At 36.2% G+C, this 19,560-nt stretch carries 29 protein-coding genes; all 29 read right to left on the bottom strand.

Annotated features, from left to right (window positions below; translation table 11 throughout):
- Positions 1-36 precede the first annotated feature (36 nt).
- The gene (locus tag ACZYT4_RS08025; protein WP_463784412.1) at positions 37-855 is read right to left on the bottom strand and encodes a hypothetical protein; all 819 of its coding nucleotides are present in this window, start codon (positions 853-855) and stop codon (positions 37-39) included.
- Between the two features lie 21 nt (positions 856-876).
- A complete protein-coding gene (locus ACZYT4_RS08020; RefSeq protein WP_463784408.1) occupies positions 877-1,149 on the bottom strand; it encodes a hypothetical protein in 273 nt (90 codons plus the stop codon).
- Between the two features lie 108 nt (positions 1,150-1,257).
- Positions 1,258-1,599, bottom strand: coding sequence for a hypothetical protein (locus tag ACZYT4_RS08015; RefSeq protein ID WP_463784405.1), 342 nt, complete (start codon positions 1,597-1,599; stop codon positions 1,258-1,260).
- A gap of 493 nt (positions 1,600-2,092) precedes the next feature.
- Positions 2,093-2,305: a hypothetical protein gene (locus tag ACZYT4_RS08010; RefSeq protein ID WP_463784402.1), complete on the bottom strand. Its 213-nt coding sequence runs from the start codon at positions 2,303-2,305 to the stop codon at positions 2,093-2,095.
- A 313-nt stretch (positions 2,306-2,618) separates the two neighbouring features.
- A complete protein-coding gene (locus ACZYT4_RS08005; RefSeq protein WP_463784401.1) occupies positions 2,619-2,969 on the bottom strand; it encodes a hypothetical protein in 351 nt (116 codons plus the stop codon).
- Positions 2,970-2,993: 24 nt separating this feature from the next.
- Entirely contained in the window at positions 2,994-3,305 is a 312-nt protein-coding gene (locus tag ACZYT4_RS08000; RefSeq protein WP_463784400.1) for a hypothetical protein, read from the bottom strand.
- Positions 3,306-3,323: 18 nt separating this feature from the next.
- Positions 3,324-3,509, bottom strand: a complete 186-nt coding sequence (locus tag ACZYT4_RS07995; protein WP_463784398.1) for a hypothetical protein — start codon at positions 3,507-3,509, stop codon at positions 3,324-3,326.
- The gene (locus ACZYT4_RS07990) at positions 3,499-3,687 is read right to left on the bottom strand and encodes a hypothetical protein (RefSeq protein WP_463784396.1); all 189 of its coding nucleotides are present in this window, start codon (positions 3,685-3,687) and stop codon (positions 3,499-3,501) included. Before ACZYT4_RS07990 ends, ACZYT4_RS07995 begins: the two co-directional genes overlap by 11 nt.
- Positions 3,674-3,853, bottom strand: coding sequence for a hypothetical protein (locus tag ACZYT4_RS07985; RefSeq protein ID WP_463784394.1), 180 nt, complete (start codon positions 3,851-3,853; stop codon positions 3,674-3,676). Before ACZYT4_RS07985 ends, ACZYT4_RS07990 begins: the two co-directional genes overlap by 14 nt.
- Entirely contained in the window at positions 3,843-4,118 is a 276-nt protein-coding gene (locus ACZYT4_RS07980; protein WP_463784392.1) for a hypothetical protein, read from the bottom strand. Before ACZYT4_RS07980 ends, ACZYT4_RS07985 begins: the two co-directional genes overlap by 11 nt.
- A complete protein-coding gene (locus ACZYT4_RS07975; protein WP_463784390.1) occupies positions 4,106-4,471 on the bottom strand; it encodes an Ig-like domain-containing protein in 366 nt (121 codons plus the stop codon). Before ACZYT4_RS07975 ends, ACZYT4_RS07980 begins: the two co-directional genes overlap by 13 nt.
- Positions 4,464-5,360, bottom strand: a complete 897-nt coding sequence (locus ACZYT4_RS07970) for an Ig-like domain-containing protein (RefSeq protein ID WP_463784388.1) — start codon at positions 5,358-5,360, stop codon at positions 4,464-4,466. The genes ACZYT4_RS07975 and ACZYT4_RS07970 overlap by 8 nt, the downstream gene beginning before the upstream one ends.
- Positions 5,361-5,384: 24 nt before the next feature.
- The gene (locus ACZYT4_RS07965) at positions 5,385-5,924 is read right to left on the bottom strand and encodes a hypothetical protein (RefSeq protein ID WP_463784386.1); all 540 of its coding nucleotides are present in this window, start codon (positions 5,922-5,924) and stop codon (positions 5,385-5,387) included.
- A gap of 2 nt (positions 5,925-5,926) precedes the next feature.
- Positions 5,927-6,925 carry a hypothetical protein gene (locus ACZYT4_RS07960; RefSeq protein WP_463784384.1) on the bottom strand — a complete coding sequence of 333 codons (999 nt, stop codon included), beginning with the start codon at positions 6,923-6,925 and terminating at the stop codon, positions 5,927-5,929.
- Complete coding sequence (locus ACZYT4_RS07955) at positions 6,895-7,713, bottom strand: hypothetical protein (RefSeq protein ID WP_463784382.1); 819 nt, start codon at positions 7,711-7,713, stop codon at positions 6,895-6,897. The genes ACZYT4_RS07960 and ACZYT4_RS07955 overlap by 31 nt, the downstream gene beginning before the upstream one ends.
- A gap of 1 nt (position 7,714) precedes the next feature.
- Positions 7,715-10,555 carry a phage tail tape measure protein gene (locus tag ACZYT4_RS07950; RefSeq protein WP_463784380.1) on the bottom strand — a complete coding sequence of 947 codons (2,841 nt, stop codon included), beginning with the start codon at positions 10,553-10,555 and terminating at the stop codon, positions 7,715-7,717.
- Between the two features lie 16 nt (positions 10,556-10,571).
- On the bottom strand, positions 10,572-11,162 hold the full coding sequence (locus tag ACZYT4_RS07945) for a Gp15 family bacteriophage protein (RefSeq protein ID WP_463784378.1): 591 nt from the start codon (positions 11,160-11,162) through the stop codon (positions 10,572-10,574).
- Complete coding sequence (locus ACZYT4_RS07940) at positions 11,113-11,655, bottom strand: hypothetical protein (protein ID WP_463784375.1); 543 nt, start codon at positions 11,653-11,655, stop codon at positions 11,113-11,115. The genes ACZYT4_RS07945 and ACZYT4_RS07940 overlap by 50 nt, the downstream gene beginning before the upstream one ends.
- Before the next feature lie 30 nt (positions 11,656-11,685).
- Positions 11,686-12,213 carry a hypothetical protein gene (locus ACZYT4_RS07935; RefSeq protein WP_463784371.1) on the bottom strand — a complete coding sequence of 176 codons (528 nt, stop codon included), beginning with the start codon at positions 12,211-12,213 and terminating at the stop codon, positions 11,686-11,688.
- On the bottom strand, positions 12,214-12,690 hold the full coding sequence (locus ACZYT4_RS07930; RefSeq protein WP_463784368.1) for a hypothetical protein: 477 nt from the start codon (positions 12,688-12,690) through the stop codon (positions 12,214-12,216).
- Between the two features lie 9 nt (positions 12,691-12,699).
- Entirely contained in the window at positions 12,700-13,104 is a 405-nt protein-coding gene (locus ACZYT4_RS07925; protein ID WP_463784365.1) for a minor capsid protein, read from the bottom strand.
- Complete coding sequence (locus ACZYT4_RS07920) at positions 13,097-13,489, bottom strand: hypothetical protein (protein WP_463784362.1); 393 nt, start codon at positions 13,487-13,489, stop codon at positions 13,097-13,099. Before ACZYT4_RS07920 ends, ACZYT4_RS07925 begins: the two co-directional genes overlap by 8 nt.
- Complete coding sequence (locus ACZYT4_RS07915; RefSeq protein ID WP_211964541.1) at positions 13,482-13,889, bottom strand: hypothetical protein; 408 nt, start codon at positions 13,887-13,889, stop codon at positions 13,482-13,484. Before ACZYT4_RS07915 ends, ACZYT4_RS07920 begins: the two co-directional genes overlap by 8 nt.
- A 2-nt stretch (positions 13,890-13,891) precedes the next feature.
- Complete coding sequence (locus tag ACZYT4_RS07910; protein ID WP_463784360.1) at positions 13,892-14,293, bottom strand: hypothetical protein; 402 nt, start codon at positions 14,291-14,293, stop codon at positions 13,892-13,894.
- Positions 14,294-14,304: 11 nt separating this feature from the next.
- The gene (locus ACZYT4_RS07905; protein WP_317316499.1) at positions 14,305-15,165 is read right to left on the bottom strand and encodes a hypothetical protein; all 861 of its coding nucleotides are present in this window, start codon (positions 15,163-15,165) and stop codon (positions 14,305-14,307) included.
- A gap of 14 nt (positions 15,166-15,179) precedes the next feature.
- Positions 15,180-15,818 carry a hypothetical protein gene (locus ACZYT4_RS07900; RefSeq protein WP_463784358.1) on the bottom strand — a complete coding sequence of 213 codons (639 nt, stop codon included), beginning with the start codon at positions 15,816-15,818 and terminating at the stop codon, positions 15,180-15,182.
- A gap of 576 nt (positions 15,819-16,394) precedes the next feature.
- Entirely contained in the window at positions 16,395-16,643 is a 249-nt protein-coding gene (locus ACZYT4_RS07895) for a hypothetical protein (protein ID WP_463784356.1), read from the bottom strand.
- Positions 16,612-18,162 carry a phage minor capsid protein gene (locus ACZYT4_RS07890; RefSeq protein WP_463784354.1) on the bottom strand — a complete coding sequence of 517 codons (1,551 nt, stop codon included), beginning with the start codon at positions 18,160-18,162 and terminating at the stop codon, positions 16,612-16,614. Before ACZYT4_RS07890 ends, ACZYT4_RS07895 begins: the two co-directional genes overlap by 32 nt.
- On the bottom strand, positions 18,162-19,560 hold a 1,399-nt coding region (locus ACZYT4_RS07885), incomplete at its 5' end, for a phage portal protein (protein ID WP_463784351.1). The genes ACZYT4_RS07890 and ACZYT4_RS07885, both read right to left, overlap by 1 nt.

Raw genomic sequence — 19,560 nt, 5'->3', positions numbered from 1 at the left:
CAAAATAAAAAGCACTCTATAAAAAGTGCATGAGAACTAACCATAATTGTAGGCATCAATATAGAAGTAATTATCATTGCTAGAATAATACAATCTTACAGTTTTATTAGGTATCTTTGTCAAAAGTAAGATTGTATTACGGGTCGAAGTTGAACTTACACTAACTTCTTGATAAATACTATCATCTGCTACAGCCCATATATTCTTTAATGATACGGATGGTGTCTTTGCCATGTCATATGTTGAAATGGGAAAAGTTATAACACCATTTTGGTCAGTAACTCCTATAAAAATTGTTTCATCTTTACTACCATTCAAGTTTCTAAAACATCTTCGACATTTCATGACTTCTACAGGCCTATCCCAGGCAGGCATGCCTGTGAAATGTTCACCTATCTCTAATTTCTTGCAATTAAAAGAAACAACTGCGTTTGGTGCAAGCTCTATATAGAATCTTTCCAGAGCTGAAGTTAATGTAAATGTAAATTCATTATCTCCATTAACCAACTTTTTCTTTTGTGCATCCAATCCTGTCATGTAAATATATACATTTCCTGTAATATTAAAACATGATGCATAGAATGTAACCTTATCTCCTGTCTTTAAGCCTTTAATATCAAGGGGCTGCTGTACTGTATGATTAGAACTTGTTCTATTGGCAAAAGTAACATAATTAGGTCCAACAGCAATATTAATGCCATATTGAATCCAACCATCTATGCCTAACTCTGTACTTCCATCACTTTTATCAAGAGATGTAATACCTTTTTGATTGATAATTCCTGATCTATAATCAGAATTCATTAAAAGATTCGGGTTACATAAGCTTCCCCAATTTGGTAGTTTTAGCTTCATAAGAATTATGTAGCTATGGTGTCATTTCCATTTTCCTATTGCAAAATATGATAATCTAACTTCATTTACAGAAATAGAAGAAGTCATTGCCAGTACAGATTGTTCATAAACTCTGGCTTTATCTCGCATTGTTCTGTATGAAGTGCAATTTCCAGTTATCACTGTAGAAAATATTGCTGGTGGTTCAACGAACTCGACAGGATATATCCATGCATCATTGATTATCGCCATTTTCCCTGCAACAATATCTGAAAATATAAGATTGTCATATCTATTAGAATCCTTGTAAGCCATCATGGTTCCATCTGGAAACTTTAAGGCTGTACCATTTGCATTTTCTATTTTTTCTATATATCTTTGCATTTTTGTTTTCATGGAAAACGCTAGATAGCATATGATTGGTTATTTCCATCTACCTATTGCAATGTAATTAGCTGTCGTTGAAAACTCATAAGCTCCATTTCCTATTAATGTTATACTTTTAATTTTACCTGTATCTTTTTCTAATCTGTAAATGCCACCTGTCGTGCCTGAAGTTGTGGCACAGACAACAGGATTTGAATCAACAAAGTTTACAGGAAAAGGGGTATTAACTTCTAATGTGCAGAGGTATGCACCTTTATCCTCAAATGTTCCATATAAACCAATAAATCCATATGCAATCATATAACCATTAGAAAATTTAATTGCAACTCCATTTTTCACAACGACTTCACTTGCTATTTCAAGTTTAACAGAACTCATAACCAATCACGTGTCATGCTTAATCTAGCTTGACACCACCCTTCATGCAAGAAGGAGCTACATTGTAGCCCCCTCTCTGTAGAAGATATATATTTTGTAAAGGTTGTGTGTGTGTGTGTGTGTCACACGCAACCGTGTGTTTCATTTTTCTCATTATCTTTCGCTGTCACAGAAAGTTTGAGATGACAATACCATAGCTCCATTCCTTAGCACATTCTACAATTAGATGTTTGTTATAAATAGAATACTTCATACCTCCATCTGCGTTATTTATAATTTTAGTAATTGAATATCCATTTATATATACTAAATCAAAGACATGATTTGTATTTCCGTTCATCTCTATAAAAAATATAAAAATTCCTCTATATGATTCATCCAATAAAGGATATTCAAGTTTTTTATTTTCATGGAATCCACAGATCTGAGTATGAAGTTTATCAAACAATGGTATCTTTACTTTCATAAAGAGCTTATAGCGTTAGATACGTTATTAGACTGTAACTATAATATCCTTTGTAGGAACTGCTATCCCAAAGTTTATCATGTTCATACCGCTTTTATATAAAAAAGAAAAAGCAATTCCATTAACTATGTTATATACCGATTCAAGTTCAGTTATATCTTGTTTGGCAATAGTATTGTTGTTGCTATTTATTCCAACCAGTTGAAAAGATGCACTTGAACACTTTGGTGTTCCATCCATAAGAATACCAGGTACATATATAATGTAACGATTATTATCTCCTCGAGTACAGAATGAATTCCCCCAGGAAGATATTGTTACATTCTTTCTCTTTTTTAATAACTTATAATTGCTACTCATAACGTATCACTGGCAAACGCTAATAAGCGTTCACCTCTCTTTCTGTTATAGAAGCTGCTTCTAAATGACAGCAACCTCCTTCCAGCATTGATTTGTATACATGGCCAGAATTCTGACCCCCCCCCGACGATTTTTCGAGGGTTATTTTTAATTGAATTCATAAATTAATTTGCTATCGTTTGGAAAGAAACAATCAGTAGATAAAAGTAAGATTTATTGTGGTTCCTCTATTTAATGTACTCCCTTCATCCGGCAAAATTTTTAATGTATTTCCTGATAAAACACCATATCCAAATTGCCCACCATTAACATCCACAATTCGATAACCGATTACGTGTGGACAGTTAACCAGAGAGTTAGAAAATGTAATTATTGGATATGCATCGCCAGCAGATGAAGTATTGTTGTTAAGTACTCCTTCCACATGTACAATTGTCATCCCTTTGCATTTCTTGACGAATCCTTTCAACCCCCAGTCATTGTAGACTTGAGAATAATTAGTTTCTTTATCCACATATTCCTTTGTCGGTAATTTTATTCCCATACAATCGCATGTAGCATTGATAAATTATTGTAATGGAATAACAGTTATATAAACATTATGAGTAAAAGCAATAGATCCTATATTATTTATTGCCGAAACATCTATAATCCCATGTTGAATGATTTTTTCATATGGTACATTGGTAGTGCCATAATACTTTTCATTCCAAACTGCAATTAGCATTATAAAATGTTCTTCACTTTGGGCGCAAACAAGAAAAACATTACATTTTTTAGAATAATAATTATATGCTTGATTCAATTCGATTTGGGTAGATACGGCCCTAAAATATCCTCTATTATTTGTAATATCATATAACGCTAGTTTTTCCTTCATAATTTATCACGGTGAATGCTACAAGCACTCACCTCTTTTCTTTCCAAATTGTCTAAAAGAGAAGATGCTATCTTCTCTCGATAGCATCCCCCTTTCTGATAATATTGCGGTATTTTGTACCCCCCCCGCATGAATTTTGCGGGTGTGGGTGATTCTCATTTCTTGCTCATCCATGTTTTTTTCAATCCTTTCTTTATTCTTCATTGTATTCAACTTCTACATATTCGTCTGTTGCTGAAACAAACTGAATTGCATTGTTAACTTGATCAATGGTTTCATTTATCTTTGTTTCAATCTGCTGAAGTATCGTGTTGATTGCAGCAATATCTGGCATGTCATCATAGGATATTTCATCAAATGAAATATGTTCAATTTTGCTCAATCAGATCACCCCACTTGCTGAAACGATTTCTTAATGCATTCCAAGTTGTTACATTCTTCTTGATCCAGTCCCAGCTAAGAATATCAACTTCCATGATTATCTGTTCATTCGTGGCCACGGTCTGCTTAGAGAATTTTACACTATATATTCTGTATCTAGCACACATCCTGTATTTCCACCTCGAACTTTCTCTTCATGGTTTCAGCTCCAATGCTGTAAGTAATAACAAGATTGTAATATCCTGCATCCAAAGTAGAAGTGTCTAAAGTGATTGTGATGGACTGCTCTTCAATCATCTTTGGAAGTTCAGAAATCATTTCGCAATTTTTAAAAAGCTCCACCTTTGCAGTTGCGATTTCAAAGTTTTCATTCCCACTGCATGACGAGACTATCATATCTATTTTTCTGACTTCCCCTTTTATGAACAGCATATCTTCACCACCTCGATTTCATATCTGTTTTGTAGAGCCAAACTTTCATCATATTTCTTTTCATTTTTGATGACATTGAAGCCACCATTTGAAAGTGATTCCTTGAATTCTTTCAACATTGCATTCTCTGCATAATCAATAATATTGATAGAGCATTTGAAAGAAGATGGATCAAACTCAAAAAGTGCTGTAGCCATGAATGTAACATTTCCAGCTACGTCTTCAGCGTACAAATCTAGAAAATACGTTCCATTTACAGAACGAGGAATTGCAGCATCATACAATCCCTTCTGTTCGTTATATGTAAATGTAATATTTAAATCATTGGCTCTCCCATATACTTTTCTAATCATCTTCAACTTCTACTTCGATAATGAATGTCTGTCCACCATCTACTGGATTTGGAGTAATTGTTACGGACTTGAAGACTGGTCCACCTGTATCCAATGTGACATGACGAGTAACTGTCGTTGACTTGCCTGCACCATCTGTTGCAACAACAGTGATTGTGTTCTCACCTTCACTCAATGTAATCTGCTTGCTGAATGATCCATTGCTTTGTACAGTCACTGGTTCATCATTGATTGTTACAGTGACAGGGCTAGATGTCACATCATTTGTTGTACCTTCAACTGTAATCTGTGACTGATTTGTAATGAAGTTTTCAGTTGGACTTGTGACATTCAATATTGGTGCCACAGTGTCAATTTTGAATGATATTGATGTCTGGATAGATGCGTTTCCATCATGATCTGATGCATCGACCTTGATTGTGTGCTGACCATCTGCAAGTGTTGTTGATGGAGTGTACGAACAGTCATATCCTCCACTTACTGGTGTCTTTGTAATTCCAGTAGTGATAGCAGCATTTGAATCAATCGTTAACTTGATTGAATCAGGATCTACACCAGAATCATCATCTCTGACTTCCCAAGTAATTGTAGGCTTATTATTTGTAATAAGTGCATTTGCAGTTGGATATGTAATAGATTGCGTTGGAGCGACTTTTTCTTTTACATAAAGCTTTAGTGAATCCCCTAATGTTGTGTCTGTACTATCCTTTGTTACCGTATTTCCAGCATCATCAGTTGCCTTCAGTGTGACATCATAATAGTGATTAGGCTGATTATAAGATGATTTGTTTGGAGCGGTAATCGTTGCAGTCCACTTGCCTGTACCAGAACTATAAGTAAGATCGTATTCCTGGCCATTAATTGTGGCCTTTACTGTCTGTATTGCCATTCTTTTCTCCTTTCTTATAAAAAATTATTCATCAAAATTAATTTCCATCTCGACATACTCATCCGTCACAGCTGTTACCTGAGGAGCGTTGTTGAGATTATTAACAAAAGTTCTTAAATCATCAGTTCCCTCTATGTTTATTCCGTTCAATCGAATTCTATAGAGAGGAAACTGATATGTCGTGCCTGCATCCAATGTATCCTGCTGTGTCAGTACTGGATCATCAGCAGTTGTTTCGTTTGGTGTACCTTTAATAGCCTTGATTGTCATTGTCTGCACGCCATCAACATTCGTGAACTCAGCAACAACAATGTCATTTCTTTTCATGTTCTGAGTTCCATTATCAATGCTCACATCAATGATTTCTCCAGGATAGATGATGTATGGCCATCCTTGAATGACTACAATTCCATCCTTTATTTTAACGAGATTGGCTGTCTGTGTTGTCAGTTCTAATTCATTGCCACGATGCATGACACCATTTCCTCTAAAAATACCATCAAAAAACAGGGCATGGTCTCTAGCTTCTACTTCCTGCCCTGTCTTAACAATAAGCTTTGCCATTTCTATTTATCACCCACTTTGTATTCAATATCAATGTTATCTATAAATCCTGTCAGCACCTTCGATATAATCTGTTTTTGCATGTAGATGCCTGTAATTCTATCCTTTGCACCGACTATATCACTAATATCCACATTTTCTACATTGCTGATTTCAAGAGTGTTGGTATCCTGGTTTTCATTCAATTGATCAATTCCACCCTGAAGTAATTCTTCTTCACTTTCTACAGAGGAATAATCATAGAGCATAGTTCTCCTGTTTATTCCGACATTTCCATCAGCAATGGCCAAGGATTCATCCTGCGTAACAGTTCCATTGCTCAATCTGTAAAGATTAATGACAGTTCTTTCAGTGAGTTCTCCCTGACCAAGACAAATGACATGGTTATATCCATTCTTTATAGCTTTTGCTACAAGATTGTAACCATAGTCATTATTCAATTCTGTATCATTGCTGTAGTTAACGATTGGAGCAGCTGAACATACAGCACACTTGTTTTGTATATCAAAAGTTATCTTTAATTTAAGTCCTACATCAGCTAAAGTCTTTTCTATAGCCTCAAGCATATTGACATATCGTAAGTCTCTATTGACTTCAACACCACATAATTCTGTTGATCCTATAATCAGGCCATCAAACTGATCATCCAAGATTGCTCTTAAGAAATCATTGGCATCTCCACGTGCCTGATAATATGCCTGACCTGATGGTGGCACAACATATTTCTTTGATATAAGCCCTCTCCAGGTATATCCATAGAGGGTGAGACTTTCATTTGCAGTATCACTGGTGATTCCCTGGATTCTTCCACCATATTCACTGGTTTCATCGTAAATGATAGATCCTTCACTAAATCTCGGGTTCCATACTGAATAAGGAACTGTTAATTCGAAATCGTTTCGTGAAGATGAAAGATATGAGCCTATCTCCATATCAAGCTCCATCTGTCTGTCCAGATAACCAATGTCGACTAGATCATTTCCTGTATAGATGAAATCCATTTAGGCTTGCTCCTTTCATCATATAGATAGATATCAAATCCAAAGGCACCACTCCATTGAACGGTATTTCTTCCTGAAGGAAACTTCGTGAAGATATCGAAATCTAACCCTCTCTTAGAAAATACATTTGTCTTTTCACCATTCATTCCAACCTTGTATGCTTTTCTGTTGATTGAGTCAATCACAAGATATTCACTTGCCAGCACCTCAGTGCTGACTGTGTATATATTTCCATTGACTGAAACACTTGGGTTTGATACAGGACCATAGATAATCATCTTGAAATTGCTATCCTTTATTGAATCATTCGTAAAAGAAGATGTACCTGTAGCATTTCCATAGGTAAAAGGATATTCGAAAGGATATGTAAATCCATCCGTCTTGACTTCTAAGCTTTTGACAAAAGAGAATCTTGTTTCCTTTATCCAGTAAGGTATATCGGTAGTTACTGTCAGCTTGTTCTTGAGCTTTTTTCTATGGATATTGACATTAGAAAGATCTGATCCAATTATATTGCAGAACATGAAATATTGTCCGATATAGAATTGACCTCTGAGATTGTTATAGATATCGTAATCAAAAATATCTGTTATATTATCAATATCTAATACCGGTTCATCTCCTTCTATTGTGTAATTTTTAATTTCATTCTTGAAACCAGTTATGACATTGTTATTCGTGATGTTTGTAAATGAATTACCGAAAAGGTCATCTATATCAAGAAGAGGAAAGTCCTCAACGAAATCAACACTTTCATTTCTTGAATTAAGATAATATATGTTGCTCATATTATTGGACCTCCTTTAAAATTCTTCCTGCTTTTCTCTTATCGATGCTTACTGTTATTCCAGCCTTGCTGAAGGCATTAACCATTTCATTTCCTAATCTTGTATAGTCTATTGGATCATTTCCAGGTGTACCTGGACCAGGTTTATATGGACCATTACCTTGATTTCTATTTGCACTATTATTAACTTCGTATTTGAAGTCGTCTATCATCTTTCTAGTATTAGAAATCATATCGTTTTCTGTATTAGGCATTTCTGCTTCAAAACCTACTGCAATACCTTTAGGAAGATATTTTCCGACCTCATCGGCCATAAGTTTAGATGGTGAATGAATGCCGAAAAAGCTCTTGATTCCATCCAATACTCCTTTTCCAAACGACTTGATCTTGTTCCCAATCCATCCAACCATGTCATTGATTCCATTCCATAGACCTTTGACAAGGTCAGACCCGATAGATGCCATCTTTGATGGAATAGACTTGACACCATTAACAACAGCATTCAATAATTTTGTGGCTGCAGCTTTCCCTTTGCTTGCAAGGCTAGAACCCCAAGAAACAACCTTAGAAGCTGCACTTGTTAGCCATGTGGCAATCTTTCCAGGCAGCTGCTTGATATAGTTGATAATGCCATTTATGAAATTTGAGGCAATGCTTTTTGCCTTATTTAGCATATTGCTTCCCCAAGTTGTCACTCTTGTGTATGTATTAGATAACCATGTAGCGACTTTTCCTGGGAGCTGACTAAACCAACTAACAATAGAATTTACAGTTTGAGAAATCCACTGCACCGCTGAGTTATACATATCAGTCAGCCATTTTGTCACAGTGGCAATCATAATATCTACTGTTTCCTTTATTTTTCCAGGTAGCTGTGCAAACCATTCAACCACCATGCTTATAAAGTTTGGTATATCAACTGTAGCAAAATTGTATAGATCAATACCCCATTGAATGATCTGTCCTAATGCAAGACCGATTGCATAACCAATCATGTATGGAAGCTGATCAAAGAAATTAAGAATACCATTAAGGAAATTAGATCCTATTTCTATGGCTTTTGCCAGAAGATTCTGACCCCATAAAACTATGCTGTTCCATGTGTTTGTAAGCCATGTTCCAATTGCTGTTGGAAGCTGAGAAAACCATGTCAAAAGCGAATTGAAAGCACTTGGAATTGTCTGTGTGAAAAACGAAGCAATGTTGTTTCCAAATGATTTCAATAATTCAATGAATGAGTTGAATGCACTTGGTACGGTTTCTGTAAAGAATCCTGCAATCGCTGTAGCAGCAGAACCCAACGCGGATAGTATCGAATTCCAGCAGCTGATAACAAAGTTTCTGAAGTCTTCTGAAGTATTCCAGAAATAAATGATTGCTGCAACTATAGCTGTAATAGCTGCAATGGCTATCGTGACAGGACCCCCTGCCATTGATACAAGTGCAGATCCTAATCCTTTTAATCCACCACCTGCACTTATTGCATTTGCAGCAAGAGTCGCGAATATTCCTTTTCCTTTTTCCAATATTCCTAAAAATGAAGTAATATTAGAAAATCCAAGACTTCTTAATCCGCTGAATGTATTGTATAAGGTTTTGACATTCTTTATAGCACCCTTGACGGCCAGAGCCGACTTGAATGCAATAAAACCAGATGTCAGACCTGCTAGAATACCAATTATCCTGTTGATGGTTGGATACCAATCTTCAATATTTACAATGAAATCATTAATAACCGGTAAGACATTATTAGTAATATAATTTACGAATTCTGTTAATGCTGGAGCTACCTTTTCGTAGATGCTTATTGCGATTGTTTCTAATCCACCACCAAGCTGTTCCATTGCCGATGAAAGATTCTGCTGCATGACTGCCGCTGTTTCCTTTGCAACACCATTACAGTTATCCATGCTTTCTGCAATTGCATCGTACTCATCTTGCGAAAGGTTGAGCAATGCAAGAAGTCCTGACATTCCTTCCTGCCCAGCAAGAATTGCTCCATAATATGTTTTCTGTTCATCAGTCAATCCACTGAATGATTTACGCATTTCCTTTACAATCTGATCAAGGGATTTGAATGATCCATCTTGATTAGTAAGGCTTATGCCAAGATCATTCATTGCGACTGAAACAGATTCCGTCGGCTTAACCATTCTCGTTAGAACTGTTCTTAATGATGTACCTGCTTGTGACCCTTTGATACCTGCCATTGACATAGCAGATACAGCGGTTGTGACATCCTCGATTGATAGACCCATCGTTCTGGCAACAGGAGCTATATATTTGAATGTTTCGCCTAGATCAGCAATATCAATAGTTCCTGCATTTGCTGCTTGAGTTAGTAAATCGGCAACTCTTGTAGAGTCTTTAGCTGCTAGACCAAAACCAGTTATTGCATCGGCAACGATAGTTGATGTTGTAGCGAGTCCCTCACCACTTGCAGCTGCAGCATCAAGGACACCTTCCATACCTTCAAGTATCTGCTGAGTGTTCCATCCTGCCTTTGCCATTTCTTCCATGGCTGCAGCAACTTCTGGAGCACTATATTTTGTGCTAGCTCCAAGCTCTTTGGCCTTTTCAGTCAAGGCTTCCAGATCCTTACCAGTAGCACCACTGATAGCCTGCACTCTTGACATTGCTGCTTCGAATTCTGCACCAACGTTATAAATGTATCCCGCTGCCTGCTTAGCTATTGCTCCGATTCCAATAGCTAATAAGGTCTTTTTAACTTTAGAAGCGAAGCTTGAAGTTTTACCCTCAACTTGCGCTAATCTTTTTTCAAACTCATCTTGTCTCAACTGAAGGTCTATATAAATATAACCATCAGCCGTATTACTAGGCATGTATCCACCTGCCTTTCTACTCTTTTAGTTTTGCAAGCAGTTCAGCTTCAATCTCCTTTTGCGTTCTTTTTGGAGGCTGATTCTTCCTGATTGCATAGAGTTCCTTAAGATGTCGAGCCTCTTTTCTCTGTTCCTTTGGAAGTTTATTGATATCGGTTGTTCGATATCCGACAATCTTGACAAACTGTGTCTCTCTAGTAAGACCATCAAAAAGCGATTTGTACTCAAACCAGTGCAGTCGCGCACGTCTTAGGTTTATGCCATATTGCTGCATGAACGCAGCGCAGATGAGATCGTAATCTTCATCATAGTCATAGGCAATATCGGTATTGGTTTTCTTGGTTTCAGTCGATTTATCATCGTTTTTGAAAAGTCTCCAAAAAGAAAGGATGCCAGACATTATGGCATCCATTGGTTCATCAAATATATTTTCATTTCCAAAGAACAAATCAAGATTATTCGACATAACATATATCTTGAAATTTGGAGGAATGTTATCATCCATGAGAATTCTCTCGACATCAATCCATGTACGAAAATCAGTCCTCAGTTTATAACTATTTCTTTTTATTCTTATGCTTTTGGGAAGATTTCTTATTGCGGACATAATTTCTCATACCTCTATTCTTATTTCCATATTTGTTGTCAGCGTATTTAGCCATATCAGCAATCTTTGTCATGGAATGAATAATTTCCTTTAGGTTTTCCATTTCTTTTTTGTTTCTTGCTTCTGCAGCTTCACGTTCTTCCTTCATGAAATTTTCTAAATAGATTTTAGCTAATTCATTAACAAGCAGATACATTTTCATATCTGGCCCTTTGAAAAGCTTACTGCAAGTTCTTTCGCCAAGAACGGTATCAATGACATCAGCACAGTCTTCTAATAATCCGTCAACATCAGTTTCGATATTGGCCGGATGATCGTTATGATCATCCTTGAATTCCAACAATGCTTTGAAAACATCTGGATCATCTAGATCCATCTCTAATCTAATGCCGTCAATGACAATTGTCTTGACATTCTTGCCAAGCGATAAAGTGATAGTTTCATCAACTTTTTGATTTTCAACTTGATTTATGTCTTGAATATTCTCTTTCATTTCATATTCCTCCTACTGTTTCTTTAAATATTATAATTCATCCTGTTGTTCACTATCAGCAGTAAATGTCTTTGTGCTGATGTCAAAAACTCCTGGAACAACTGAGCCTTGCTGAGCAAAAGTTCCCTCGATTGCAAGTTTTGCTCCACCTTCTCCTGATCCTGGGTTATCAGGCTGCACTTCATAGATGTGCTTATAAGCCTTATATTTGCCTGCTTCAGTGCTGTTCCATGTTTCAACCTCAATTTCTTCAAACTGAGCACCGACAATTTCGTTTTTACCGATTAAATAGATCCAATAGTTGAATGGATCAGACGGATATGCAATCCCAGAGTAAGATACTGATCCAGCATATCCCAGCATGTTTGAATGCTGAGTCTTTTCATGGATGTATTGTCCGTCTTCTGTATTTGGATTAGATGATTGTGTCCAGTCAGTCAATCCATCTCCGGCCAATACATAGGATTCAAATGTTACACCAGTAATTTCAGTCAAAGGCTTTACATAATGAAGATTTTCTTCTGTTTTCAATTCTCTTTTTGGTAATGTAACTGCCATTTATTCAAAATCTCCTTTCTTTCTATAAGTAAATCTATAAGACGCTACAAATGTAGCTCTATTATTCTCAACACCAGTTGCATCACTTGGAGTGGCTGTCATCTCCAATGATACTGGCTCTATCTTTTCATTTGTTATTTTTAGATTAGGAAAACCATTATCGGTTTCCTCATTAAACAAATCCGCAAGCATATTCAATGGCTGAACAATGTTAAGCGTCGCCTTCGTATCCTTTACCTCGTCACGATAGTAAACAACAAAAGGTATTTCCGCTTCATATCCTCCCTTAATGTTTGCGTTCAATTTTTCAACAGTTGCTGATTCCTTCTTAAAAGCAATGCATGGAATTTCATTTGCTTCCAGATATTCGTTATGCCACTTTGCTTTTGTACCAACATCTAGCTTTCTCACATAATTGTAAAGGTCAATTCCCAGCTGAGTGAGTTCAGCTGAATCAACAAATTTCTTTTCGCTCATCTTCTTCACCTACTTAAACAGTTTCTTTGCAATATCAATCCATTTATTCAAATTCTTTTCCTTTGATTCTTCAAACCACTTTGGACCACCATAGGAATATGTCAGATTTCGATTGATTGTTTCCTTTGTTTCGCCTTTTTTAGCCCATGGACGACGTGTGGTTACACCTACCATGACTTTTCCATAATAAAGAAATTTAGCGTAGACCTTTCGATATACTATTTCCATCTTTTTTGTTCCTGTGCTACTTAAAACAGATTTTTTCAATCCACCATCACGCATAGGAACATATGGATCGGTATCCTTTATGATTTCATTCTTTAATGTAGTCAATGCCATATTGCCTTTGTTTCTGTATCTTTTCGTTATAGCACTTGCAGAAAAATCAATCCTGACTTTTACATCCTTAGCCATTGCAGTTCACTTCTATGAATTCTGGTCTATGTCCAAATGGTTTTATTTCTTTAACGGATGTCACTACATATTCAACATCCCCAAACATAATCGTATCACCGATAAAGATAGAAAACCTTCCATCTTCAGGAACATACTTGCTTGAATTAACATATCTGCATTTTAGGCCATTTTTCTTGGCATATAGATCATTGCAGTCAATAATCAATAATGAAGTGGCTGTATCTTCTTTTCCTTGATCAGATTGATTCAAGGACTTGTCATTCTCGAATTTGACATATTTTAATGTTGTTTCTTCATAAACAGATTCAAAATGATCATTCTCGCCAAGCTTATGTTTAATAATTACAGAATGAGGTCTTAAAAATCTTGGACTTCTAGGCATATACCCACCTATTTAGATATCCTTTCTTTCTAAGCTCTTTGTTGATCAACATCTTGGCCATAGGTGAAACTGGTATTCCGTTAAAGAATGTAATCTTCTCATTGCCTCCTGATCCATAGGAAAAGGAAAACCCAGAAGTTGAAACCTGTGTAACATCCATGTCTGATTGTCCTGAATAGATAGCATCGCCACCGTTCTCGAACGAAAAATGAATCTGCTGCATGATTGCATCATCGATATTCAATCCATAGTCCTCGAAATTATCCTTCAGCTTGAATTGAAATATGAATTCTTCACAATAGCTTTGCAGAAAAGTCGTGGCATTCAATAAAAGGGAGTCAAACTCCCCTTTATCAATGTCATCATCAAAAGTTTCTGTATATTGATCATATTTAATCATGGCTACTCACCTTCATTGAATGTGATTCCAGTCATATATACTTCAGTCATGGCACCATCTTCCTTCACAAGATGAAGAACTGCTTTTTCTGCAGTGGTTTTATCTGCTCCTAGAAATGCAACATTGACTGTTGGAGCCTTATCTACTGTTGCCTGCTTTTCAGCAGTCTTGACATACATTTTCAAGTTGTCTGTTCCATCATAAAGGAATGGCAAATAGTATCCAGACTGTTCTTCTACGACAGATGAGTTAAATCCTGTATATCCAGTCACCTTGTTTAAAGTTCCTGAAAGGATTTTACCATCAAATGTAACAGTACCTAGTTCTGATGCTTGCTTCCCGTAGCAGTCAGTTTCTGCATCAACAGCTGATAGATTAGAAGCAATTCCTGCATTGTCTTTCATTTCACCCTCAGTTAGCTGTTTTTTTTTACAATAACACGAGCGGCATTTGATACACGGAACCCATCATTGAATTCAACCTGTGCTAATGATCCAACAAATCTTTCTGAATCAATTACACGAATTTCTTCCAAGTTGTCAACTTTATGGAATGCCTTGTAATCATACATAACAAAATCAACTTTTGTTAGATCTTCTGTCTGTTTTGTCCCAGCATAATCATAGTAAGCAGCTGCAGAATTTTCTAACGCATTAGCCTCTTTCCATAACATGCCTAACCAGTAACCAACCTGACCAGTTCTAACAGTTTCATCATTAAAGATAGGCGTGAATTGATCTCCTGCAGCTTCAAGCATTGCAGAGAATACATCAACGCTTGCTAATACTACATTTGGAGAAGATTTTCCTTTTCTTGCTTTTACACGTGCTTTTAAGATCATTGATTTCACGTTTTTAGAAGTGATTGCAGTTGTATCTCCTAAGTCAGTTCCTTCATGCACTAAACATGCTAAACCTGCAGCCATTTCTCCTTGTTGACAATCTTTGATAGCAGTAGAAAGAGTCTGATCAGCTAAATCATAAGAAACAGAATTTGCTCCTACTTTATAGATCTTCTTAGATTTTCTGAATGAGTTGTTCAAATGAATGTCCAACAATTCATTTTTTGCTGCTTCATCTGAGAAATCACCAGCGGGTGTATCTGCACCAACGATTCCATCAGAAACTTCTTTATACACTTTTACTGCTCCTGAATTAGCATCCCCCTGATATACATCATTGTATGTTACGCCTGGCTCAAAGATATTGTCGGCATATAAGTTAGGCTCTACAATAGAGCTATATCTTTCATCAACATTTAAGTTTCCGTAATTCATAATTTTCCTCCTTGTTATCCTCTAAAATATTTGTTCTTTCCATATTTTCTTTTTCGATATTCTTCTTCATCAGTCATTTCATGCGGTGTCTGGGCATTTGTTTTGACTGACTGAATAGTTACTTGCTTTTTGTTCTTAAATTCAGGAACCGATGTCAATTTTGCTTCCAGTTCCTTCTTCATTTCTTCTTTGATAATAGCTCCTTTGTCATCAGTGAATTTGCTTCTGTCACATAATGCAATAAGCGTTTCAACTCGATCATCACGCACACCAAGTTCTTTAGCAATATTGGATGCTTCTCCATTAACCTGTTTGACAATTTCGGCTTCTTTGTAACGCTTGTTTTCTGCGAGAATATCATCAATTTTCTGCTGCTCTTCTTTTGCTTTGTTAGCTTTGTTTTGCTTATACAGTTTGACTGCTTCATCAACTTCTTCTTTGGTCATTCCCTGTTCCTTAAGCATTCCTTTTAGGATGGTTGTTTCATGAGAAGCGTTTCTTTTTTCAATTGCTTCGGCCAACTTGTCATAATCAATGCTTGTATTTGTATTAACGACAGTTTGGTTTGTTCCGTCTCCACCATCTCCGCCTTCACCACCAGGTTCAGCAAATAACTGAATATTCAATGGATATTTCAAAAAATTTTGTTTCATAAATAAATTCCTCCTGTTTTACGTGTGTCACACGATATTTTTAAGTATTACAAGTTTTGAGTGTAGCTCACTATATTTCCTGTTTTAGGTGTGTCTCACCAAGTTCTCCAGGACAGTTTCATGTCATGACTGCGATTGGACAAAATAAAAAGTACCTTAATTATGGCTGCTATGCTTTCTCCTATTTTTGTATAGGACTTTATCTTTATTTTTTTCCTTTCTTGGAGGTGGCTTATACTCATATCTTTCATGATATTCCTTATCACAAATCATACTTCTAAAAGTTACGTGCTTTATCATGCAATTCTTATGTCTATCAAAATATCGTTTAATATCATAGAGATAATATTGATGATAATGTGGTTTCAATCCTTCAGACAATAGTCTCACCTCCTGTTTTTTGGCATAATAAAAGCGAGTATTTCTACTCGCTAAATATCATTATATGTTCTAAAAGAAAACACAGCTTTTTAGTGGCGTTCCATAAGAATTCTGGCAAGCGTGCCAACCTTGCATTTCTTTTGACCTTACGGTGCGTAGCAGCACATTCTCTACTTCAGAATATCTTATCCTAAATTAACCTTCAATATAATAATCCATCTCTGGAAACTTTTCTTCATTTATATATTTTGCAAGAACAGCCCTTGCTCCACCTATATCCATACTATAACATTTGGATGTTTCAGGAATATCAACAGATACGATTTCTTCTGTTTCTATATCAATGACAATATGACATTTATTTTCTTTTGTTTCACTTGCCTCTGGATAAAAGTCACATTCTAAATTTTTATCATCTCTTGTAAAATTTCTTAATAGTACCATCGTATTTGTCACATCCTTCCTTGTAGTTATAGATTTGATTAGTTAGATCATGAGCTTCCATTTGAGATACCCCTTCATCAACAAGAATAGATTCATAAAGTTCATGTTCAAGCATAAGAAAATCATGTTCCTGTATATTCTTACCATCAATCAATCGCTGCCAACTTTGTGCCATATGATAATCAGGATAAAATCTTGACTTTCCATTAATTAACTCATGCTCATTTATAAAGGTATAGTCCTTTACTCGTTTTATAAGAGATTCACTATATCCTGTATTTTCAGCAATTTTTTTATAGTCTGTTTTCATTTTTCTAACAGACTCATAATATTGAACAGCGTGTTTACTTGCTTGTTTAGAAGTTGGGTCTAAAGCCCCAGATACCTTTATATCTGACAAGTCTATTTTACCATTTTTATATGTTAATTGCACCCTTTCTCTAGCATAATTTCGTTTAAGCCTTGAATCTGATGCGATAAGCTCTTGATTTCTCTTGGTCCACTCACGAACCTTTGCTTTTTCCTTTGTGACATCAAGACCAGCGGCTTCACCGACTTTCTGTCGTCTTTTCCATTCACGGATATGACGTTCATTGTAGCGTTGCTCCTGCTGCTTTTCATAAAACTCGTTGTTTTCCTTGGAATCAATCTTCTCAAATGAAGGTGTGCTTATACCCTCAATATAGGGAAAGAAGCTATGTCTGCAGTTAACGCCACATAACCCTCCAGCAGTTCCATATCCAGTTGCATCATAGAAATTTGAATAACCCTTATATGGCTTGTTTCGATAGAATATCTGACCTTGCCATTCGGCATGACTTGGTCTGGCACCAGCATGAGCACTTGTTTCTACAAGATTGCATTCCAAATCATCCAGATTCTTTTCCTGACATTTTGCAGCAGTTTGATTGATTGAAGTTCTTACTGCCATTCTCACAACAGTATCTAGCCTTCTATGAACTCCAGTATCATAATCAATCCATTCCAGCCCATCTCGCGAGAGTTTTGTTACAACCTTATCGACAATCACATCATTTCCAAAAGCTCCGCTCTGCGCCATCATATAAGCGGAGTTTAGAGATTCATAAAGCTTTTCCTGGGCGACCTGAGCAGTGGTATCGCACAGATTGTTTATGTCATTAACAGTAAGAGATATTCCTTCATTGATGATATCTTTAAAACTTTCTTTGTCATAACTGAAATGATCAATCAATCCCTTTTTATAGGCTTCTTGAAACAGCTCATTGTCATATTCAACAGACATATATGAAGAATCTTCAATCAACCTTGAAGCCTCTTCGGTTGTAATATCCAATGCTTCAGAAAGATATGCATTAAGTCTATCAATTGTGACCCCAATGTTTTGAGCGATGGCTATTTCATGATTGGCAGTAGAAGTCAATTTGTTTTCGTTGAGCTTAATTCTTTCAGCAATATCACAAAGTATTTGTGTTTCAAGATTGTACCAGTAATTTTCTAGATCCTGAGTACAGTCCTTCAGGTAATCTGGATCAAGCATTATTCTTCACCAACATCGTCCCTCATGAAGGCAGATGTTATGCCTGGACGAGATGCATTCATTTCTGCAATCTTTGCCTTTGCTGTTTCTTCATCTTCACCATACCATTTCATGCGATATTCATATTTGTTCAACACCCCAGTATTGATATCCTGAATATCCTGCTGTTTTTCCTTGGCGGCATCGATAATGATTGAATCATCCCATGTGAATGCAACGTTTATTTCACCACCATCAAAGATTCCATTCGCAATACACAAATCATCAATGGAATTGATCAGTCCCCTGAGTGCATTTTCTAGAGACCCCTGTATATCGCTGATTAATTGATATGAACGTTGCTTTGATGTCTTTATTTCTTCAGCAGTCTTATCGACCTGTTGTGGATCACTAAGTGTTCCATACGCTAACCCACACTTGAATTCTATCTGCTGAAGATATTTATTGAAACCATTAATAAATGACTGATCACGGATTTCAGGACTAAAATGTTCAAATAACTTTTGTTTATCGAAGCTATCCTGTGATTGGTATGTTCGGAACATTCTCTCCTTTCCTCTTGGAAGGAATGTTTGCCCGTATATATCTTGCTGCAGATAGCTTTCATCAAGTTCTATAGCAGTTTCCTTGCTTTCGAATTCCCAATCTAGTCGTGACATCTGTATATCAGCTTTTTTAATATCCTTCAACGCTCTTGCATAAACGGATACACCAAGAGGTGATTTCCTATCGACATTATTAGCTAATGGTATTCTAAAATAGGAATAAAATGGATTTTCAACTCCATTAATTAGTATCTTAGACTCTATATTCTGCCATTCTTCTACATCTGTCAGAGATATTTCATGTCCTGGATCACCTACAAATAAATCTGTGATATTCTTTTCCTTAGATACAAAAGCACGATTTTCAATAATATATTTATCTTTTCGAAAGTCATGAATTTCAAGTTTTGTATAGCGCTTATTGTTCTTGAATAGAAACGTTGGAAATATGACTCCTGTTACATTTCCTTTTCCATCAAATCTGAAAGGAATAGCTTCATCCTGGTAAACAAAATCAATAAGAACTTCATCACCATCATAGAAAGGTTTGAAATACATTCCACCAATCGAGCAGGCGGTTTCAACAATGTTCTTTTTGTTGTTTATATACTGTTCAAGGCAAGAATTTATATAATCAGCTTTTGCTGAGCCAGATAAATTAACTTTGCTTTCTATCGTCACAAGACGTGCGATTTCACTTGCTATAGATGATGGGAGTTCAAGACTGGGAACTTTTTCACTGACCCATTCTGACTCATTGATATAAGCTTTCTTCCATTTTCTCAAAGCTTCCATCATTTTTGAGGAAACGGCCATCTGAATGCCTGTTCTTTCCTTCAGATAGTCTTTCTTT

The organism is Massilimicrobiota sp. mt181, from assembly GCF_055420065.1.
This window is presented reverse-complemented; position numbering and strand designations above follow the sequence as displayed.

What these genes read in the sequence shown, in the direction of transcription:
- ACZYT4_RS07895 (WP_463784356.1), bottom strand. Translation starts at nt 16,643, where the DNA reads ATGGTACTATTAAGAAATTTTACAAGAGATGATAAAAATTTAGAATGT.
- ACZYT4_RS07925 (WP_463784365.1), bottom strand. Translation starts at nt 13,104, where the DNA reads ATGGCTAAGGATGTAAAAGTCAGGATTGATTTTTCTGCAAGTGCTATA.
- ACZYT4_RS07930 (WP_463784368.1), bottom strand. Translation starts at nt 12,690, where the DNA reads ATGAGCGAAAAGAAATTTGTTGATTCAGCTGAACTCACTCAGCTGGGA.
- ACZYT4_RS07940 (WP_463784375.1), bottom strand. Translation starts at nt 11,655, where the DNA reads ATGAAAGAGAATATTCAAGACATAAATCAAGTTGAAAATCAAAAAGTT.
- ACZYT4_RS08020 (WP_463784408.1), bottom strand. Translation starts at nt 1,149, where the DNA reads ATGGCTTACAAGGATTCTAATAGATATGACAATCTTATATTTTCAGAT.
- ACZYT4_RS07915 (WP_211964541.1), bottom strand. Translation starts at nt 13,889, where the DNA reads ATGATTAAATATGATCAATATACAGAAACTTTTGATGATGACATTGAT.
- ACZYT4_RS07900 (WP_463784358.1), bottom strand. Translation starts at nt 15,818, where the DNA reads ATGAAACAAAATTTTTTGAAATATCCATTGAATATTCAGTTATTTGCT.
- ACZYT4_RS07955 (WP_463784382.1), bottom strand. Translation starts at nt 7,713, where the DNA reads ATGAGCAACATATATTATCTTAATTCAAGAAATGAAAGTGTTGATTTC.
- ACZYT4_RS07975 (WP_463784390.1), bottom strand. Translation starts at nt 4,471, where the DNA reads ATGATTAGAAAAGTATATGGGAGAGCCAATGATTTAAATATTACATTT.
- ACZYT4_RS08010 (WP_463784402.1), bottom strand. Translation starts at nt 2,305, where the DNA reads ATGGATGGAACACCAAAGTGTTCAAGTGCATCTTTTCAACTGGTTGGA.
- ACZYT4_RS07960 (WP_463784384.1), bottom strand. Translation starts at nt 6,925, where the DNA reads ATGGATTTCATCTATACAGGAAATGATCTAGTCGACATTGGTTATCTG.
- ACZYT4_RS07985 (WP_463784394.1), bottom strand. Translation starts at nt 3,853, where the DNA reads ATGTGTGCTAGATACAGAATATATAGTGTAAAATTCTCTAAGCAGACC.
- ACZYT4_RS07935 (WP_463784371.1), bottom strand. Translation starts at nt 12,213, where the DNA reads ATGGCAGTTACATTACCAAAAAGAGAATTGAAAACAGAAGAAAATCTT.
- ACZYT4_RS07980 (WP_463784392.1), bottom strand. Translation starts at nt 4,118, where the DNA reads ATGCTGTTCATAAAAGGGGAAGTCAGAAAAATAGATATGATAGTCTCG.
- ACZYT4_RS08000 (WP_463784400.1), bottom strand. Translation starts at nt 3,305, where the DNA reads ATGAAGGAAAAACTAGCGTTATATGATATTACAAATAATAGAGGATAT.
- ACZYT4_RS08025 (WP_463784412.1), bottom strand. Translation starts at nt 855, where the DNA reads ATGAAGCTAAAACTACCAAATTGGGGAAGCTTATGTAACCCGAATCTT.
- ACZYT4_RS07950 (WP_463784380.1), bottom strand. Translation starts at nt 10,555, where the DNA reads ATGCCTAGTAATACGGCTGATGGTTATATTTATATAGACCTTCAGTTG.
- ACZYT4_RS07970 (WP_463784388.1), bottom strand. Translation starts at nt 5,360, where the DNA reads ATGGCAATACAGACAGTAAAGGCCACAATTAATGGCCAGGAATACGAT.
- ACZYT4_RS08015 (WP_463784405.1), bottom strand. Translation starts at nt 1,599, where the DNA reads ATGAGTTCTGTTAAACTTGAAATAGCAAGTGAAGTCGTTGTGAAAAAT.
- ACZYT4_RS07945 (WP_463784378.1), bottom strand. Translation starts at nt 11,162, where the DNA reads ATGTCCGCAATAAGAAATCTTCCCAAAAGCATAAGAATAAAAAGAAAT.
- ACZYT4_RS08005 (WP_463784401.1), bottom strand. Translation starts at nt 2,969, where the DNA reads ATGGGAATAAAATTACCGACAAAGGAATATGTGGATAAAGAAACTAAT.
- ACZYT4_RS07905 (WP_317316499.1), bottom strand. Translation starts at nt 15,165, where the DNA reads ATGAATTACGGAAACTTAAATGTTGATGAAAGATATAGCTCTATTGTA.
- ACZYT4_RS07965 (WP_463784386.1), bottom strand. Translation starts at nt 5,924, where the DNA reads ATGGCAAAGCTTATTGTTAAGACAGGGCAGGAAGTAGAAGCTAGAGAC.
- ACZYT4_RS07910 (WP_463784360.1), bottom strand. Translation starts at nt 14,293, where the DNA reads ATGAAAGACAATGCAGGAATTGCTTCTAATCTATCAGCTGTTGATGCA.
- ACZYT4_RS07920 (WP_463784362.1), bottom strand. Translation starts at nt 13,489, where the DNA reads ATGCCTAGAAGTCCAAGATTTTTAAGACCTCATTCTGTAATTATTAAA.
- ACZYT4_RS07890 (WP_463784354.1), bottom strand. Translation starts at nt 18,162, where the DNA reads ATGCTTGATCCAGATTACCTGAAGGACTGTACTCAGGATCTAGAAAAT.
- ACZYT4_RS07995 (WP_463784398.1), bottom strand. Translation starts at nt 3,509, where the DNA reads ATGAAGAATAAAGAAAGGATTGAAAAAAACATGGATGAGCAAGAAATG.